Origin of the sequence: Granulicella aggregans (assembly GCF_025685565.1) — a bacterium.
GTDB classification, from domain to species: Bacteria; Acidobacteriota; Terriglobia; order Terriglobales; family Acidobacteriaceae; genus Edaphobacter; species Edaphobacter aggregans_B.
Genome location: NZ_JAGSYE010000003.1, coordinates 860,355 through 877,010 on the forward strand (window position 1 = coordinate 860,355; position 16,656 = coordinate 877,010).

17 protein-coding genes and 1 tRNA gene are annotated in these 16,656 nt (G+C 61.6%); 5 read left to right on the top strand and 13 right to left on the bottom strand.

All coding sequences use genetic code 11. The features are described from left to right. Positions 1–110: 110 nt before the first annotated feature. Complete coding sequence (locus OHL18_RS18885; protein ID WP_263376426.1) at positions 111–1,388, bottom strand: MFS transporter; 1,278 nt, start codon at positions 1,386–1,388, stop codon at positions 111–113. Positions 1,389–1,425: 37 nt separating this feature from the next. Then, positions 1,426–2,433, bottom strand: a complete 1,008-nt coding sequence (locus tag OHL18_RS18890; protein WP_263376427.1) for an AraC family transcriptional regulator — start codon at positions 2,431–2,433, stop codon at positions 1,426–1,428. 106 nt (positions 2,434–2,539) lie between these two features. Here OHL18_RS18890 and OHL18_RS18895 point away from each other — a divergent pair, with 106 nt between their 5' ends. Continuing rightward, positions 2,540–3,436, top strand: a complete 897-nt coding sequence (locus OHL18_RS18895; protein WP_263376428.1) for an SDR family oxidoreductase — start codon at positions 2,540–2,542, stop codon at positions 3,434–3,436. A 105-nt stretch (positions 3,437–3,541) separates the two neighbouring features. Here OHL18_RS18895 and OHL18_RS18900 read toward each other — a convergent pair. Continuing rightward, a tRNA-Met gene (locus tag OHL18_RS18900) sits at positions 3,542–3,618 on the bottom strand. 201 nt (positions 3,619–3,819) lie between these two features. Between OHL18_RS18900 and OHL18_RS18905 the strand changes: the two genes are divergently transcribed. The 3 genes from OHL18_RS18905 to OHL18_RS18915 all read left to right on the top strand — a co-directional run bounded on the left by OHL18_RS18905 (position 3,820) and on the right by OHL18_RS18915 (position 6,885). Next, positions 3,820–4,593 carry a hypothetical protein gene (locus OHL18_RS18905; RefSeq protein WP_263376429.1) on the top strand — a complete coding sequence of 258 codons (774 nt, stop codon included), beginning with the start codon at positions 3,820–3,822 and terminating at the stop codon, positions 4,591–4,593. A 3-nt stretch (positions 4,594–4,596) separates the two neighbouring features. Continuing rightward, entirely contained in the window at positions 4,597–5,340 is a 744-nt protein-coding gene (gene kdsB, locus OHL18_RS18910; RefSeq protein ID WP_263376430.1) for a 3-deoxy-manno-octulosonate cytidylyltransferase, read from the top strand. A 168-nt stretch (positions 5,341–5,508) separates the two neighbouring features. Further along, positions 5,509–6,885 (top strand): ammonium transporter, encoded by a 1,377-nt coding sequence (locus OHL18_RS18915; protein WP_396274903.1) that lies wholly within the window; start codon positions 5,509–5,511, stop codon positions 6,883–6,885. An 81-nt stretch (positions 6,886–6,966) separates the two neighbouring features. Here OHL18_RS18915 and OHL18_RS18920 read toward each other — a convergent pair whose 3' ends face one another. From OHL18_RS18920 to coaD, 9 genes are all read right to left on the bottom strand, one after another. Continuing rightward, positions 6,967–7,251, bottom strand: coding sequence for a ribbon-helix-helix domain-containing protein (locus tag OHL18_RS18920; RefSeq protein WP_263376432.1), 285 nt, complete (start codon positions 7,249–7,251; stop codon positions 6,967–6,969). A 24-nt stretch (positions 7,252–7,275) separates the two neighbouring features. Further along, positions 7,276–7,935, bottom strand: coding sequence for an HAD-IA family hydrolase (locus OHL18_RS18925; RefSeq protein WP_263376433.1), 660 nt, complete (start codon positions 7,933–7,935; stop codon positions 7,276–7,278). Then, positions 7,932–8,375, bottom strand: a complete 444-nt coding sequence (locus tag OHL18_RS18930; RefSeq protein ID WP_263376434.1) for a GyrI-like domain-containing protein — start codon at positions 8,373–8,375, stop codon at positions 7,932–7,934. Before OHL18_RS18930 ends, OHL18_RS18925 begins: the two co-directional genes overlap by 4 nt. Beyond that, positions 8,372–9,802: a phosphoglucomutase/phosphomannomutase family protein gene (locus OHL18_RS18935; protein WP_263376435.1), complete on the bottom strand. Its 1,431-nt coding sequence runs from the start codon at positions 9,800–9,802 to the stop codon at positions 8,372–8,374. Before OHL18_RS18935 ends, OHL18_RS18930 begins: the two co-directional genes overlap by 4 nt. A 33-nt stretch (positions 9,803–9,835) precedes the next feature. After that, entirely contained in the window at positions 9,836–10,987 is a 1,152-nt protein-coding gene (locus tag OHL18_RS18940) for a mannose-1-phosphate guanylyltransferase (RefSeq protein ID WP_263376436.1), read from the bottom strand. Between the two features lie 41 nt (positions 10,988–11,028). Next, entirely contained in the window at positions 11,029–12,225 is a 1,197-nt protein-coding gene (locus OHL18_RS18945; RefSeq protein ID WP_263376437.1) for a pyridoxal phosphate-dependent aminotransferase, read from the bottom strand. Between the two features lie 81 nt (positions 12,226–12,306). Then, entirely contained in the window at positions 12,307–13,116 is an 810-nt protein-coding gene (locus OHL18_RS18950; RefSeq protein ID WP_263376438.1) for a hypothetical protein, read from the bottom strand. An 82-nt stretch (positions 13,117–13,198) separates the two neighbouring features. Beyond that, complete coding sequence (locus OHL18_RS18955) at positions 13,199–13,843, bottom strand: class I SAM-dependent methyltransferase (RefSeq protein ID WP_263376439.1); 645 nt, start codon at positions 13,841–13,843, stop codon at positions 13,199–13,201. After that, positions 13,833–14,333, bottom strand: coding sequence for a pantetheine-phosphate adenylyltransferase (gene coaD / locus OHL18_RS18960; RefSeq protein ID WP_263376440.1), 501 nt, complete (start codon positions 14,331–14,333; stop codon positions 13,833–13,835). Before coaD ends, OHL18_RS18955 begins: the two co-directional genes overlap by 11 nt. 137 nt (positions 14,334–14,470) lie before the next feature. Between coaD and OHL18_RS18965 the strand changes: the two genes are divergently transcribed. Further along, positions 14,471–15,109, top strand: a complete 639-nt coding sequence (locus tag OHL18_RS18965) for an acetate uptake transporter (protein WP_263376441.1) — start codon at positions 14,471–14,473, stop codon at positions 15,107–15,109. Positions 15,110–15,430: 321 nt separating this feature from the next. Here OHL18_RS18965 and recA read toward each other — a convergent pair whose 3' ends face one another. Beyond that, on the bottom strand, positions 15,431–16,501 hold the full coding sequence (gene recA / locus OHL18_RS18970; RefSeq protein WP_317890514.1) for a recombinase RecA: 1,071 nt from the start codon (positions 16,499–16,501) through the stop codon (positions 15,431–15,433). Positions 16,502–16,656 lie beyond the last annotated feature (155 nt).

Here is a 16,656-nt window from a genome sequence, read left to right on the forward strand (position 1 = left end):
CGCGGTCGCGCTAATCAGAGTTAGACGTATTCTATGCTCGCTGGGCACCGGTTGGCTCCGGAATTCGTTATTCCCCCCGTCCGGCTTGCCTCTTTCGCGGAATTGCCTTGTCATCCTCCGCGGAGCGGAAGCTCCGCTCTTCCTGCCTGAGCTACGGGCCATCGCCACATCGCGAACGCCATCACCGCACACGCCACCAGGCTTAAACACCCGTCCCACAGATACATACCACTCAGCCCGCTCACTCCTGCGAGACCTGCATAGGCCCGGCCATCCAGGACACCCATATAGAGAATCGGAAGCACCGTGGCCGAGGTGAGCAGGGTGAACTGCGTCGCCGCCAGCGGATTGTCCTTACCAATCGTCGACAGGCAGATCGCCACCGCCGACGTAAAGCTGAGAGCCTGAACGACGTTCTCAGCCATAAACGCAATCGCAAACGCCGCTGGAGTTCGTGGCAACAGCAGCAGTCCCAGAGTAAACAAGCTCCCAACTGTTCCAATCGTCAGATAGAGCGGCAGCGGCTTGACCCAGCGGGCAAGGACCGGCAGCAGCAGGCATACCGCCGCCCCGGCAAAAGAGAGCACTGCCCCTCCCATCCGGCTCACGAACGCATCCGACGCGTGAAAGTCCCGCGCGACCCCACCAAGCTGGTTGGTCAGCGCAAACGACCCCGTCGGCGCAAGGAACAGCGCCATCATCCACCAGACATCGCGGCGGGTAAGCAACTGCCGGAGATCGCGAAAGAGCTCCGCGAAGCTCTCCACCGCCGTCCGCCGCAGCACTCCGTCCGCCTCAACTGGCAATGGAATCCACGGAAAGACCGCCGCCGGCAGCATCACCAGTAGCCCCAGAAGTACCGCTGCCACGTTCACCGGGAAGAGCCGTAAAAACTCCCCCGCCAGCACAGCGATCGCTCCACCGCCCAGGAAGCTTCCCACCTGCGTCCAGGCTCCCAGCTTCACCGCTTCGTGGTTCGATTCGTCCTGATCTCCTTCCGCCACCTGCGGCAGAATTGCCCCCAGCCATCCGCCCAGGGCGTTCGAGTTCAACACCGCCGCCGCGTACGAGACCATTACAGAGATCTCCAGCACCGGAAGATTTGTCTTCATCACGACAGCAAACGCCAGGCCAAGGCCAGCCAGAACGGCAAATAAGCTCGCATAGAACCTTCGGCTAAAGCGCAGGTCGAGCAGCGGACCCAGCAGGAACACCCAGAATCCCGGCGAGAGACAAGCAGCACTTACTGCGGCGATCTTCGCTTCGCTGACGCCCTCGGCCGCCAGCAACTGCGGCAGCGGCAGTACGATAAAGCCGCCCACCAGCCCGAAGGTGGCATTGGACAGCCCCATCAGCCATACAGGAGCCCGGCGTTTACTTGGCGGCATCCCCTAAGTCTATGGCAGAACTCGAAGGCGACTCGCATCAGGTCGTGATGGCTTCTGACTTCGCAGACAGCGAGTGCGCAGGCATTCGCGCATATTGTCTTGGCGAACATCCCATCACCCGGCGGAAGGCCTTGCCAAAGGCGCTTTCCGACTCGTAGCCAAGCGACTGCGCGATGGTCCCGAGCCCCTCCGAGGAGTTCTTCAGGCGGTCGGTCGCCAGCACCATCCGCCATCGGGTGAGGTACTCCATCGGCGTACTGCCAACCGTCTCCCGGAAGCGCAGCGCGAAGACCGAGCGCGACAGACCGACGCGTTCTGCAAGCGCTTGCAGCGTCCAGCCGTAGCCCGGATCATGGTGCATGCTCGTAATCGCGAGGCTCATATGCTTATCCGAGAGCGCGGAGAGCCAGCCCTGGCCTGCGCTGGCCGTGTCCGTGAGATGCAGGCGCAGGGCCTGCACCAGCATCATGCAGGCGAGTTGCTGCGTGATCAGCGAGCTGCCTGGTTGGGGATTGCGAAGCTCCTCGCGCATCCGCTCCATGGACCAGCGCATGGTCGCTTTGTCCGATTCGCTGCGAATATGGACGATGGGAGGTAGCGACTGAAGCAGCATCTCGGCATGGCTTCCGGTCAGCGCGAAGTGTCCACCGGCAATATAACGAGCCCCTTCGGTGACACCCGGGGCCTCATTGCGCATACCGAAGTGCGCGATCGCGACCGTGTAGTGGACGGGCTCCAACGCAAGGTCGGTCGTGAGCCGGAATGGCATCCCGCGCGGCAGCAGAAAGCAATCGCCTTCGTTGATCAGGATCGGCTCAGGTATGTCGTCGAATACCAGCCAGCACTGGCCGGCGAGCAGAGCATAGCACTTGATTCCCTGATGTTTCGGGAACTGGATGGCCAGGTCGCCGCTCACCGCGAAGCCGCCAGAGGAGTAGCTCTGCGGCTTCAGCAGCGAGATCACTTCGGAGAGCGGATCCATCTTTCCAGCGGTCTGCTGAGCTGGCTGCGCGATTTTCAAATCCGGGACGATTGGACTAATCATACGGACTTTCAGTATAGATCGTCCGCGATCCGCAGCCCATCTATTGAGCTACTGAGTGCCGGAGCAGGTCCGCCACTCATTTGAGAAGGCAAAGGGAGAGATCATCATGCGTATTTTTGTGACCGGAGCGACAGGGTTCATCGGTTCGGCTCTTATTCCGAAGTTGGTAGAGGCGGGGCACAGCGTGCTTGGCCTCACGCGGTCCGAGGCCGGAGCCGAGGCTCTGCGGGCTAAGGGAATCGACGTGCTTCACGGCAATATCGAAGACCTCGACAGTCTGCGCGAGGGAGCGTCCAAGACGGACGGCACCATTCACCTGGCCTTCAACCATGACTTCTCGCAGTTCCAGAAGAACTGCGAGGATGACCTGAAGGCGGTTAAGGCGATCGGTGAGGTTTTGGTGGGGTCCGACCGGCCGTTCATCATGACATCCGGTACGGCGATCGCCGCCAACATCGATGGAAAGCCTTCGACGGAGGACGGTCCAACCTTGTCCTGGAACCCGCGCGTGGCTTCGGAGGCGGCGATGAAAGAGCTGACGGAGCGCGGCGTGAAGACCACGGTTGTGCGGCTCCCGCAGGTTCACGACACGCGCAAGCAGGGCCTGGTGCCCTACGTGCACGCCGTGGCGCGGCAGAAGGGCGTCTCGGCCTATATCGGTGATGGCAGCAATCGCTGGCCGGCAGCGCATATCTCCGACGTCGCGCGGCTCTATCATCTGGCGCTTGAGAAGGCCGAGCCGGGCGCGATCTACCACGCTGTGGACGAAGAGGGCGTCTCGATGAAGGCCATCGCCGAGGCACTGGGCCGCGGGCTGAAGATCCCGGTAGTCAGCATCAAGCCTGAAGAGGCCGATGCACACTTCGGCTGGCTTGGCCGTTTCGCGGTCCATGACATGCCAGCGTCCAGCGCGCTGACAAGGCAAAAACTCAACTGGACGCCCACCGGCCCAGGTATGATCGCCGACCTTGACGGAATGGACTACACGCAGCCGCCGTTGTAAGTAGGACAACGCTGCAGATCCGCGCACCGGTGACGCCTTCGGGCTGCCGGTGCGTTTTTTGTTCGTCTTGGGACTTACTGACTGCGGAATTAGCTCTTGAATCATTGGTGGCGGTGGACAGAATCGAACTGTCGACCTACGGGTTATGAGTCCGTCGCTCTAACCATCTGAGCTACACCGCCACGGTGTGTTGGGATGAAGGGCCGGATCGTCAGGCGGCCGATTCGAACTACCGGTCATGACACCTCGACAATCGCAGAAGAATTCCCTGCGGCCATCTCCGATGATACTTGAATCACCGCGCCGGGTAAATGGCCGCAGCGCACGCGTCTGGAGCGCCACTTGCCCCGGCGCTCTCGGAGAGGCATCATGGGAACACCCTCATGCCCGACGTACCCGCAGTACCCGCCGAAGCCAAGCCGTCGCAGCACTCCGCCGCCCAATCGGCAGGCAACGCTGCCAAAGCAGTCGCTCATTCCGTGGGCAACACCATGAATCAAGTCATGCATCCTGCTCCGGCTCGCGACCCCGAACCGCGCTGGCCGGCTCTGCTTGCTCTCATCGCCATCGGCGGCCTCCGGCTGGCGCTGCCGGACTTCCTCGCGATCGGTCCCGGCTGGCTGGTGCTCGCTGTCATCGGCATTCTGATTGTCCCAACGGTCATCGCCCGGCGCATGAGCAATCACAACATGAACCAGGCCCTCGGATATGTCACCAATGCGATCATCACGCTCGACATGGCGTGGTCGCTCTGGCTGCTTGTGGCCGCGCTGCCCAGTCACAAAGAGAGCCCCGGCCAGCTTCTCCGCTCCGCTGCCGCGCTCTGGCTGACCAACATCCTGGTCTTTGCCTCCTGGTACTGGCGCCTGGATGGCGGTGGGCCCAATGCGCGTGACCTGCGCGGAGCCCATACCGATGGAGCTTTTCTCTTTCCCCAGATGACGCTCGCCCCAGACGCCCGGCGAGCTATGGGGGAGGACGCCTGGAGTCCAGGCTTCATCGACTACCTCTTCATCGCCTTCAACACCAGCACTGCGTTCTCCCCTACCGACTGCCCTGTCCTCTCGCGCTGGGCCAAGGTCCTGATGATGATTCAGGCGATCATCTCCTTTGCGACTGTCGTCCTGCTCGCAGCCCGCGCGGTGAATATCCTCTAAGTCATGAGCGCAACCAACCGCACTCTCGCAGTCATTCCCGCCCGCCTCGCCTCGACCCGCCTGCCACGCAAGGTGCTGCGCGAGATCGCCGGACGGCCCATGCTGGCGTGGGTCTACGACGCCGCGCGCGCCTGCCCGCAGCTCGACGAGGTCGTGATCGCCACAGACTCCGAAGAGGTCTCCGCCCTGTGTGAGAAGAACGGCTGGCCGTTCGAGCTCACCTCGGTCGATCTCCCCAGCGGGACGGACCGCGTCCACGCGGTCGCGCAGCATCGCGACGCTGCCATCTACGTAAACATCCAGGCCGATGAACCCACGCTCACGCCCGACCACATCTCCGCCCTGCTCGCTCCCTTCGCCCAGCCGCACGTGGACGTCACGACGCTAAAGGTTCCGTGTACGCCAGAGAACATTGCCAATCCCAACGCGGTGAAGGTGGTCACCGCGCTCGATGGCCGGGCGCTGTACTTCTCCCGAGCCACCATTCCCTACGACCGCGACGGGGGCGGGTCGGCCACGTACTGGAAGCACATCGGCCTCTACGCTTATCGCAAAGCGGCTCTGAACCGGTTCGCCGCGCTGGTTCCGTCGCAGCTTGAGCGGACCGAACGCCTGGAACAATTACGGCTTCTGGAGAACGGCTTCAACCTCTACGTCGCCCCGACGGAGCAGGACACCATCGGCGTCGACACCGAAGATGACCTCTATCGCGTAGACACCCTCCTCAGAACCGCGTCCATCGCGTAGAGTTAGATACATCCCTGCTTGTTTGCACTGTCTGCACCCGCCTCCCCGTTCGAGGCAAGCTAGTTGCAGTGGAGATGTATCTTAGTGGTTCATCCAGCCTGTATAGATGGGGGTTCAAAGATGAGGCAGTTGTATCGTGTCGGTCTTCGCAGCTTCGCTGTCCTTGTGATGTTGGGAGCTTTGCTCTCGGGAAGCTCCGTTCTAGCGCAGGTATCCGGCGCCCAACCCGACCGGCTCGCCGCGCTCGAGAAGGCTTCGGCCGATCAGACCGCCGCAATCGCCGCCGCGCAGACCGCAGGCGACAACGCCTGGATGCTGGTCAGCGCTGCTCTGGTGCTGATGATGAGCGGTCCGGGACTCGCGCTCTTCTACGGCGGCCTGGTTCGCAAGAAGAACATCTTGGGCACCATGATGCAGACCTTCGCGATGATGGCCGTCATCACGGTGCTGTGGGCGCTGGTGACCTACTCGCTGGCCTTCGGCGAAGGCAACGCCTTCATCGGCGGCCTGCATAACGTCTTCCTCCACGGCGTCGGCCTCGCTCCCGACGTCAAATACGCGGCGACCATCCCGCTCCAGACCTTCATGGTCTACCAGTTGATGTTCGCGATCATCACACCCGCGCTGATCACGGGTGCCTTCGCCGAGCGCATGAAGTTCTCCGCCATGCTGGTCTTCATGGTGCTGTGGGCGATCTTCATCTATAGCCCGATGGCGCACATGGTCTGGGGCAAGGGCGGTCTGCTGAACGCGTCGCTCGGCGGACGCTTCCCCTGCCTCGACTTCGCAGGCGGCACGGTGGTCCACGTCACCTCGGGCGTCTCGGCGCTGGTGACGGCGCTCTATCTCGGCAAGCGGCTCGGCTACCCGAAGACGGCCATGCCGCCGCACTCGGTCGTGCTTAGTTTCGTTGGCGCATGCCTGCTGTGGGTGGGCTGGTTCGGATTCAACGCCGGCTCGGCTCTGGGCGCGGGAACGCTGGCCACGTCGGCGTTCGTCGCGACACACTTCGGCGCGGCCGCTGCCGCCATCGGCTGGAGTGCGGCAGAGTGGCTCCGCAACGGACGCTGCTCAGCCCTGGGAGCGATCTCCGGCGCGGTCGCCGGTCTCGTCGCCATCACCCCGGCCTCGGGCTTCGTGACGCCGATGTCGGCGCTCTGGATCGGCCTGATCGCTGGGGTCTTCTGCTACCTCATGGTGGTGAAGGTGAAGAACATCTTCGGGTATGACGACTCACTCGACGCCTTCGGCGTTCACGGCGCAGGCGGAACCCTCGGAGCCATCCTCACCGGCGTCTTCGCCAACAGCACTATCAACCCCATCTTCGGAGCGGGCAAGGCGACTGGTCTGCTTGAGGGCAACGCCCACCAGCTGCTAAACCAGTTCATCGGCGTAGCGATTGCATGGGCGATCTCCATCGTCGGCACGCTGATCATTCTCTTCATCGTCGACAAGTTGATCGGACTTCGCGTGAGCGAAGAGGACGAGCGCACGGGGCTCGACCTCTCGCAGCATGGAGAAGAGGGTTACGACTGGGCTGCCTGATCCAAGAGGCTATAGCCAGAAACAGATCCGCCCCACGGGCTTCATCGTGGGGCGATTCTGTTTGAGCTACGGCAATGACATCTATTCCGTCAAACGCCGCGGGGTCCGACTAGGCAGCCTCTGCCGAAACTCTTCCACCATCTCAGAGGTAACGTCCATAGGGTCACCTTCCTGGGACTGAAGCGCGTCAAGCAGGACGTGCTCCAACTGCGCCTTGGCCTGACGTTTCTGATCGGCGCGAACCAGCGAGCCGATGTAGGCGCTCATGCTGGCGTACTCCCCGCTGGCCACCTGGTCTTCCACAAATCGCTTCATGGGGCCTGACAGGGAGATAGTTAAAGTCTGGATCTCGTTCGGTTCATCCATTATTCTCTCCAAACTCACGCCGTATTAGAGCGCATCGAACTCGATTTCCAGCCCATCTGCTGTGTTCCGCGCTACAACACCCTCTAGCGAAGGCACGATCCACGTCGCGGCCGAGAGCTCCTCCGCAGTATGCGTCCCGAGCACGCCAATCACGCGGCTGCCCGCAGCCAGACCTGCGCCAACACCCGCCGGAGCGTCTTCGAAGACGATGCAATCAGCAGGATCGAAGCCAAGCAGCTTCGCCCCGGTCATGTAAGGCTCCGGATGCGGTTTGCCATTCACGACATCATCAGCCGCGATGATCCGCGCCGGAATCGGAAGCCCTGCAGCCTCCAGCCTTCCGAGCAGCAATCGCCGCGTCGCAGAGGTCACAATCGACCACCGCTCGGGCGGCAGCGACTCCAGCAGCTCGCGCGCTCCAGGCAGCACCTTCAGGTCAGCGGTGTCGACGATTTCGATATCTTCAATCCAACGGAGCGCAGCCAGCACGCCCGCTTCGTCAAAATCAGGCCGAAGCTCGCGGATGATGTCGATCGCGCGCTTGCCGTGCGGCACCTCGTAGGTCTCCCAGCCCGGAATGCCGTACTCCTTCGTCCAGATGCGCCACGAACGAACGACCGAACCGATCGAGCTGATGAGCACGCCGTCCATGTCGAACAGCAGCCCCTGCGTCGTAATCTTCACCGAACCCCCACATTCACCGTAATGCCCTCCGCAGCACCGTAACGATCAAAGTCGGCTTGAAACCTGCGGTCCAAATCCTCCGAGGGCGTTGCCCATATCTCTTCCCAGGTCGCGAAGACCGGGTTCGGTCGCTCGTAAGGCCGGTTGTAGACGGCAAACTTCCCTGTCTCGATGCGCACCGTCTTCATGCCTTCAACCGCAGGCGTGCCCTCTGCGACCTCGCACCCGATCACTACGGTATAAGGCTGCGTGTGATCGCCCTCGTACTCGCAATAGACGCAGCAGTGCATGTCGTTGAGCCGCGCTTCGACGATCTTGTGGTCTCCCATCTCGTGAAACCTGCGCCAAAGATCGCCGAGCTTATTCAGCTCAGCATTTGAGAGCCGGGCATAAATGCCCATGACGGTCATGCCCGGCAACTCGCGTAACTCGTAACTCACGCCGAAGCTCCACTCAGAACGAAGGCCTTGGCGGCGGCCAGTACCTGCGCGACGGACTCTACCGAGCAGCTCTCGCAATACACACGAAGCAGCGGCTCGGTTCCCGACGCACGCAGTAACAACCATGTCTCCGCCGCGTTCGGTTTGCCTGCGCAGGCGGGATTTTCGAGGAAGAACTTGATGCCGTCGAGCGTCTCCGTCTTCAGCACCTTCAGGCCTGCGATCTCCGACACGCCCGCCTTCGCCCGCGCAATCGCCGACTGCTTCAAATCTTCGGTGATGTGCATATCGATGCGGTCGTACTGGTGCTCGCCGAACTCTTCCTGCAACGCGGCGACCAGCTCACCCAGCGTCTTCTTCTCCTCGGCCATCACGTTCGCCAACAAGAGAGAATTAAGCAGGCCATCGCGCTCCGGAAGGTGCTTGCTGATGCCCACACCGCCCGACTCCTCGCCGCCGATCAGGATTTCCTTCTCCAGCATCAGGTCGCAGACGTACTTGAAGCCGATGCCGTGCTCATGCAGCGTGCGGCCATACTTCGCCGCGATGCGGTCGAGCATCTTCGTCGTGTTGAAGGCGCGGGTCACATCGCCCGGCCAGCCCTTGCGGTCGAGCAGCCACTTCAGCAGGATGCTAAAGATCTTATGCGCGTCGACGACGTTGCCGTTCTCATCGACCGCGCCGATGCGGTCGGCGTCGCCATCGGTGACGAAGGCAGCGTCGCACTTCTCTTCCACCACCTTAACCTGCGTGGCTTTGATGTGCGGAAGGATTGGCTCCGGATTGATGCCAGGAAACGCGGGGTTGATCTCGTTGCGCATCTCGACAAAGGGAATGCCCGCCTTGGTGAAGATGCCCGCGATCACGCCACGGCCCGCGCCATACATGGTGTCGATGAGGAACTTGTAGCCGGAGGCCTTGATGGCGTCGAGGTCAACGAACTTTGTGATCGCGGCGATGTAGTCCGCGTTGAAGTCGACCTCTTCGATCCTGCCCGCTGCCGGTGCGAGGTCGAGCGGTTCGTCGAGATAGCCTTCGATAGCAGAGATGATCGACGGCTTGCCCGATCCGCCATAGCTGGCCTTGTACTTCACGCCGTTCCACTCGGCCGGATTATGGCTCGACGTGATCATCACGCCGCCCGCTGCGCCGCGCTCGCGCACCGCGTAAGAGAGAGCGGGAGTCGGCGTGATGCCATTCGCAAGCTGTACCGGAATCCCCGCGTTCGAAAGAACTTCAGCAACAACCTTCGCGAAGCTCTTCGAGCCGAATCGCGTGTCGTAGCCGATGCAGACACCGTGCGACGCATCCTCCTGCTTCAGCACGTAGTGCGCGATGGCGGAGGCCGCCACGCGCACATTGGCGTAGGTAAAGTCATCGGCGATGATGCCGCGCCAGCCGTCGGTCCCAAACTTGACCACACCCATCCGTCAGCTTCTCCTAAATTCGTTGCAGCGTGTTCAGATCAACTCGTGGCGGTCGCTATCGTGAAGCACGCGAACGACCTTGCTTACGTCTTGAGAACGGTCGCGGGTTGTGATGAGCAAGGCATCGGGCGTTTCGACGACGACCAGGTCGTCGACGCCCAGAAGCGCGACCATCTTGCCTGGAGCGTAGACGTAGTTGCCGGAGGATTCAATCGCGACGATGCCAGTAGTTGCGCCGTCGAGCACGTTGTCGGCCTCGGCCTCGCCGAGATGCTCATGCAGCGATGCCCACGAGCCAAGATCGTTCCAGCCGAAGTCCGCGGGCAGGCAGTAGATGCCCGACTTGTGCTCGCCCTTCGCGGAGCGGCGCTCCAGCACGGCGTAGTCGATGGAGATGTTCTCGCACTTCGGATACTGCTCGGCGAAGACGCACTCGAAGTTGGGAGTGCCGTAGGCTGCGGCGATCTCTTCAAGGATCGGCGCCATATCCGGGGAGTGTTCGCGGATCGCATAGACCAGCGTGCGTGCGCTCCAGAGAAAGATTCCGCCGTTCCAGGCGAAGTTTCCTGCGGCGAGAAAGCGCTCGGCAGTGTGGCGATCGGGCTTCTCGCGGAAGCGCTTCACGCGGGCGATCTTGATGGGCGCTCCACCAGCCTGCGGCTCCGCTTCGGCCACTACGTCACCCTGCTCGATGTATCCATAGCCGGTCTCGGGACGAGTTGGCGGAACTCCGAGGACAACGATGTTCTCGCCGTCCGCGGCGATCTCGATGCCCGCCTGCAGCACCTGGGCGAAGCGTTCGCCATGCTCCACAACATGGTCCGAGGGGAAGACACCCAACACGGTATCGGGAGCGGAGTTGAAGAGCAGGAACGCCGTCAAAGCGCACGCCGGGGCAGTATTGCGTGCCGCTGGCTCACTCAGGATGTGTTCGGCGAGCACATCGGGCAACTGCTCGGCGATCGTCTTGTCCAACAGGCTATTGGTGACGACCCAGACGTCGGAAGGATTAGCCAGTGGGAGCAAACGAGTCAGCGTCTGCTGAATCATCGTTTGCTCGCCATCAAGCGCAAGTACCTGCTTGGCACGGGCGCGGCGACTGCGCGGCCAGAAACGTGTCCCGCTTCCGCCCGCAAGAATCACGGGCGCGAATCGCGGTGTTCCTGCTTTCGTTCGACTCGGCATAACCCTCTATCTAAAGAAATCAGAAACGGTACTGCCCGAGCCTACGCGAGCTTCGCGAAGTACTCCCGCATGCGCTTCACGCCTTCGTCTATGACATCGCCCGAGACGGCGTAAGAGAGACGGATGTGTTCGCTGGTGCCGAAGGCCTCGCCGGGAACGACGACCACGTGGGCCTCGCTCAGAAGCTTTGCCGCAAGATCCGTCGCCGATGTGATGCCGCCCTTGCCGATGAACTTGCTGATGTTCGGATAGACGTAGAACGCGCCTTCGGGCACGGTGCAGGTCAGGCCGGGGATCGTCTTGAAGCCTTCGAGCACGCGGTCGCGCAGCTTGATGTAGTCGGCCCGCATCTCGCCGACGCACTCCTGCGAGCCATGCACTGCAGCAATGGACGCGCGCTGCACCATGCTGGCGGCGTTCGAGGTGCTCTGCGACTGCAGTTTGCTCATCGCTCCGATGATCTGCTTTGGGCCGAGCGCGAAGCCCGCGCGCCAGCCGGTCATCGCGTAGGTCTTCGAGAGCGAGCCGAGAATCACGACATGGTCTTTGCAGTCCGTGAAAGACCCGCCGCTGACGATCTCGCCCGTGAAGTTCAGGTAGACATAGCACTCGTCGAGCAGCACGTAGATCTCGTGCTTGTGCGCGAGACGAACGATGGCTTCGAGGTCGGCGGGCGAGACAACCGCGCCGGACGGATTCGACGGCGTGTTCAGGATGATCGCTTTGGTGCGCGGCGTGATCGCAGCTTCGATCATCTTCGCAGTGATGCGGAAGTTCTCGTCCTCGCGGCTTTCGACCGGAACAACTACGCCGCCAGCGTACTGGATGATGTCCCTGAACGAGACCCAGTAGGGAACGGGAAGGATGACTTCATCGCCGTGATCGACCAGCACCTGGATCGCGTTGAAGAGCGCCAGCTTTCCGCCGGTGGTGAAGACGCACTCTTCCGGCGTGTAGTTCGAGCCGAAGTCGCAGGCGTGGCGGTCGACGATGGCCTTGCGGACTTCGGGGATGCCGGCGACGGCGGTGTAGCGCGTGAAGTTCTTCTCTATGGCCTCGATGGCCGCGTCCTTGATGTGACGGGGCGTGGCAAAGTGCGGCTCGCCCGCGCCGAAGTCTGAGAGATTGATCCCCTCGGCCTTCAGCTTCAACGCTGCCGCGGTAATGGCCATGGTGGCCGAGACTTCAATCCGGTTGATCCGGTCCGTCAACACCTTTACTGCCGTCGCTGTGCTCATGGCTAATAGTCTTTCAGATTTGGACGGCAAGATAAAGCCTTCCGGACGATTTGCCGGACCCAGGTGCCAACATGCTGAAGACTAGGGCTGGCGGGTCAGCAACCCGGTGCCGGAGTCCGGGCCGCAGGAGCCGGTCAGCGTCCAGTTCGTCACGGTCAGGGTGTTGGCATCGCTGGAGAACGTTCCGGTTGCGGTGACCGAGTTCTGGGTAGAGGAATCGGCGTAGGTCTGGGTGAAGCTGCCGCCGGTCACTTGGGCGTTCGAGACGCTGACCGGGCTGGAGAAGCAGGGATTGTTGGGGAAGGTTCCACTGCCGCTTAGCTGGAAGTTGCCCGTCGTGTCGGAGGCTGGAGTCTGTGTCAGGTTGGCGGTGATGTCGATGACATGGCCTCCAGCGTCGGAGAAGCTACCGGCGTAGGTCCCGGTGACGGAGCTGAAGGCCTGGGCCGAAGCCACGACCGGCGCGGAGAAGGCGCAGGTTCCGCCGGTCACGTTGTACGTTGTGCCAGTGAGCGACTTGTTATCCTCGGCGACATTGCCAGAGATGGTGAGTGTGCCGCCAGCGAGTGCACCGGTGAGCGTGAGGACGTTCTTGGTGTCAGCGTGGCCGGTGAGCGGGATAGCAGTCGCCTGGCTGACGCATGCGCCTGCCGAGGCAGCGTGGAAGATACCGGTAACAGCGGTGACAGAGCCTGTCAGTTCGCCCGAGAGCATGGGCAGCTTCATCGCTGTCGTCGACATCGACGAGACCTGCCAGTTACCCGTCAGCGCATTGGCCGAAGTGCCGGAGAGCGGAGCGAGCGAGCTCGAACATCCCACCAGGAAGAATGCCAACAAGAGCAAAACGTGCGTGGCAACTGCAAGGGGAGAGACACTTCGAGTGGATTGCATGGGGGCTCCGGCCAGGGATCGAATCGTTGCATCCAGATTGACAGCCCGGTTCGAAGTTGTGGATACAACGGAAGCGTCAGGCTCAGCGTGAAACGCACCGTTTGCGAAGCACCCAGGTGGTCATGCAGCGGTGGTCCTGCACGATGGTGGTCTTGAGCGGGTCGACCAGGACAGCGTCGAGCTCGGCGGTCAGGTCGAGCAGCATCTGCTCGTCCACCAGGAACCACTCGGAGCCGTCGCCGATCCGGTAGATATCTTTGCGGACCTGCGGAAAGCTCATGCCGATGCGGGAGCCGATGCGAGTAAAGAGCATGCCTCCGGGCCGGAGGACGCGCCAGAGTTCGGCCAGCATGTCGTGGAAGTGGCGCTCGTCACGGGCGAAGTGCAGGACCGAGTTGCAGATCACGACCTCGGCAAATCCGTCCGGGAACGGCATCTGTTCGATCGCCGCAACCTGGAAGTTCTTCGCTGGAAGCTGCGGGGCGAGGATGGCGGCAAGCTGGCGGACGTGATCGACGCCCTCGGGACTCGCGTCGACGGCGAAGACCTCGCAGCCTTCGCGCAGCAGGTGGACGAGGTTCCGGCCATAGCCGCAACCAGCATCGAGTATCCGCATGCCGGGAGCGATGTTGCCTCGCAGAATCTGATCGAAGACGTAGATATCGATCTGGCCGAACTGTTCCTGAATCGTCATCCTGGCGGGTTCGGCGAAGGTCTCAGTCGGCATGAGGAGTCACCGTCTTTGCCTTGAGCCGTTCGACGACCAGCGGCGGCACCAGCGCGGTGACATCGCCGCCAAGCTGGAAGACTCCCTTGATGAGCCGCGAGCTCACATAGGTGTACTTCTCCGCCGGCATCATGAAGAGCGTCTCGAGTTCGGGATCGAGCTTCCGATTCATCATGGCCATCTGGAACTCGTACTCATAATCGCTGATGGCCCGGATGCCGCGCAGGACAGCCTTCGCTCCCTGTTGCCGGGCGAAGTCTACCAGGAGTCCGTTGAATGTTGTCACGGAGACGTTGCCGAAGCCAATGGTCGCCTCGCGAATCATCTCTTCGCGCTCGGGGACGGTGAACAAGGGCGTCCCCTTCTCGCTGTTACGAAGGATGGCGACAATAAGTTGATCGACGATCTTCGAGCCGCGTGCGATCAGGTCGAGATGGCCGTTAGTGAGTGGATCGAAGGTGCCCGGATAGATCGCCTTGACGGTATGCATGTCAGATGAAGCATATCGTGGTTTGGCGAACGGGCGTTCAACCGGGCGACCAAGCGAAAATTCACGCGACAAGTTGCCTGCCAAGTGAGTACGATGGCGCGGAATCAAAAGTTCTGCGACCAAAGGAACCCAACTTCATGGCAAGTCTCTCGGAGTACCCGGCTGGGTCTCCCTCTTCTCAACTGGTGCTGGCTCCCAAGATCGCCAATCCCGGGCCTTTAGGATTGGCGGCCTTCGGCCTGACTACCATCGTCCTCAGCTGCATCAATGCAGGCATTCTGCCGAAGGAGGCGGTGCCGGTGGTCGTCCCACTGGCCTTCGCGTACGGCGGCGTCGCTCAACTGATCGCCGGGGTGCTCGAGTTCCGCGTCGGCAACACCTTCGGCATGGTCGCCTTCACGTCGTATGGGCTCTTCTGGTGGTGGTTCGCGCTGTTGCAGTGGACAGTTGGAGCGGGATGGATCAAGCCGCCGGCTCCGGTCGGCATCGCGTGCGTTCTGCTGATGTGGGGTGTCTTCACCTTCCTGATGTGGATCGTGACCTTCCGCTCGAACAAGGCGGTCTGGAGTATCTTCCTTCTGCTCTGGATCACCTTCTTCCTGCTGGCCGCAGGCGACGCGGGCTGGAACACGGCCAGCTTCAGCTTCTCGCAGGTAGGCGGCTACTTCGGGCTGATCACGGGTATCGATGCACTGGTGGTCGCGTTTATCGAGGTGTTGAACGTCACCGCTGGCCGGACGGTTGTAGGCCTCGGGAGACCCTTCATAGCGGTATAGGCTTCGAAGTCCCGACTTGAAGCTCTTCAAAGATGCCGTCATCCTGAGCGAAGTCTGGCGCGTCTTTGCGCCGGACGGAGTCGAAGGACCTCGAGGCTGCAGACATCACCGTGGATGGCTACAGTGTTCCGCCACGAATGTCGTATTCCGAGGCCGAAAGGTGCGCGGGTAGTGGCAGGATCGTCGCCCTCGGGGTTCTTCGACTACGCACCTTGCGATGAGGCTGCAAGGTGGTCCGCTCAGGATGACGGATTCGAAGGATGGCAAACAGAAAGTAGGGCGATCGCTTGTACGATCGCCCCTCTTTCTGTTTCTCAGAGACTACTTCTTGCTCTTGATCACTTCAGCAGCAACCGCCGCTCCATTAGCCGGTGCAGCGGGAACATCCGCGGGAACCGCAGCACCGATGTTCAGCTTCTTGCGAACTTCGGCGTCGATGCGCCCGAAGACGTCCTTGTTCTCCTTGAGGAAGTTGCGGACGTTCTCGCGGCCCTGGCCGATGCGCTCGCCCTGGTAGCTATACCAGGCCCCGCTCTTGTCCACGATGTTGTGCAGCACAGCCAGATCGAGCCCATCGCCTTCGCGCGAGATTCCTTCGCCGTAAAGAATGTCGAACTCGGCGTCGCGGAACGGTGCAGCCACCTTGTTCTTCACCACCTTGATCTTGGTGCGGGAGCCGACGACGACGTCGCCTTCCTTCACCGCGCCGATGCGGCGAATGTCGATGCGCATGGAGGAATAAAACTTAAGTGCGCGACCGCCGGTCGTCGTCTCAGGGTTGCCGAACATGACGCCGATCTTGTCACGGATCTGGTTGATGAAGATCAGGCAGGTGCGCGACTTCGAGACAGTGCCGGTCAGCTTGCGGAGCGCCTGGCTCATCAGACGGGCCTGCAGGCCCATGTGGGAGTCGCCCATCTCGCCGTCGAGTTCCGCCTTCGGCACCAGCGCAGCGACCGAGTCAACCACCAGAACGTCGATGGCATTCGAGCGCACCAGCGCCTCGACGATCTCCAGCGCCTGCTCGCCGTAGTCCGGCTGCGAGATCAGCAGGTTGTCGATATCTACGCCGAGCTTACGGGCATAAGCTGGATCGAGAGCATGCTCGGCGTCGACGAAAGCAGCGAGACCGCCGGCCTTCTGCGCTTCGGCGACGATCTGCAGGGTAATCGTCGTCTTGCCCGAGGATTCAGGGCCAAAGATTTCAATGACTCGTCCGCGCGGAACGCCGCCAACTCCCAAGGCCGCGTCGAAGGAAATCGACCCCGTCGAGATGACGGAAATCGGGACAATCGCCTCCTTCGATCCCAGGCGCATCACCGAGCCCTTGCCAAACTGTTTTTCGAGCTGTGAAAGCGCGGTTTCTATAGCTTTGCTGCGGTCGTCTGCCACGATAAACACTCCATAATTTGAACGTCACCGGATTCTAGCACCGAAACGGGAAAAGGCAAAGAAAAGGCGAATTCAGCCCTGGTTACGGAGACGGCGTTGGCCCGCATTCGGTGAAGTTTTTCTAATTTCGACCGATATATGCGTTGAAGAGGAAG

Bases quoted from the DNA above. Each gene is read 5' to 3' on its own strand.
- OHL18_RS18895 (WP_263376428.1), top strand. From the start codon at position 2,540: ATGCGTATTTTTGTGACCGGAGCGACAGGGTTCATCGGTTCGGCTCTT.
- OHL18_RS18915 (WP_396274903.1), top strand. From the start codon at position 5,509: ATGTTGGGAGCTTTGCTCTCGGGAAGCTCCGTTCTAGCGCAGGTATCC.
- kdsB (WP_263376430.1), top strand. From the start codon at position 4,597: ATGAGCGCAACCAACCGCACTCTCGCAGTCATTCCCGCCCGCCTCGCC.
- OHL18_RS18950 (WP_263376438.1), bottom strand. From the start codon at position 13,116: ATGCAATCCACTCGAAGTGTCTCTCCCCTTGCAGTTGCCACGCACGTT.
- OHL18_RS18935 (WP_263376435.1), bottom strand. From the start codon at position 9,802: ATGGGTGTGGTCAAGTTTGGGACCGACGGCTGGCGCGGCATCATCGCC.
- OHL18_RS18890 (WP_263376427.1), bottom strand. From the start codon at position 2,433: ATGATTAGTCCAATCGTCCCGGATTTGAAAATCGCGCAGCCAGCTCAG.
- OHL18_RS18885 (WP_263376426.1), bottom strand. From the start codon at position 1,388: ATGCCGCCAAGTAAACGCCGGGCTCCTGTATGGCTGATGGGGCTGTCC.
- OHL18_RS18940 (WP_263376436.1), bottom strand. From the start codon at position 10,987: ATGCCGAGTCGAACGAAAGCAGGAACACCGCGATTCGCGCCCGTGATT.
- coaD (WP_263376440.1), bottom strand. From the start codon at position 14,333: ATGCATACCGTCAAGGCGATCTATCCGGGCACCTTCGATCCACTCACT.
- OHL18_RS18955 (WP_263376439.1), bottom strand. From the start codon at position 13,843: ATGCCGACTGAGACCTTCGCCGAACCCGCCAGGATGACGATTCAGGAA.
- OHL18_RS18905 (WP_263376429.1), top strand. From the start codon at position 3,820: ATGCCCGACGTACCCGCAGTACCCGCCGAAGCCAAGCCGTCGCAGCAC.
- OHL18_RS18945 (WP_263376437.1), bottom strand. From the start codon at position 12,225: ATGAGCACAGCGACGGCAGTAAAGGTGTTGACGGACCGGATCAACCGG.
- OHL18_RS18965 (WP_263376441.1), top strand. From the start codon at position 14,471: ATGGCAAGTCTCTCGGAGTACCCGGCTGGGTCTCCCTCTTCTCAACTG.
- OHL18_RS18920 (WP_263376432.1), bottom strand. From the start codon at position 7,251: ATGGATGAACCGAACGAGATCCAGACTTTAACTATCTCCCTGTCAGGC.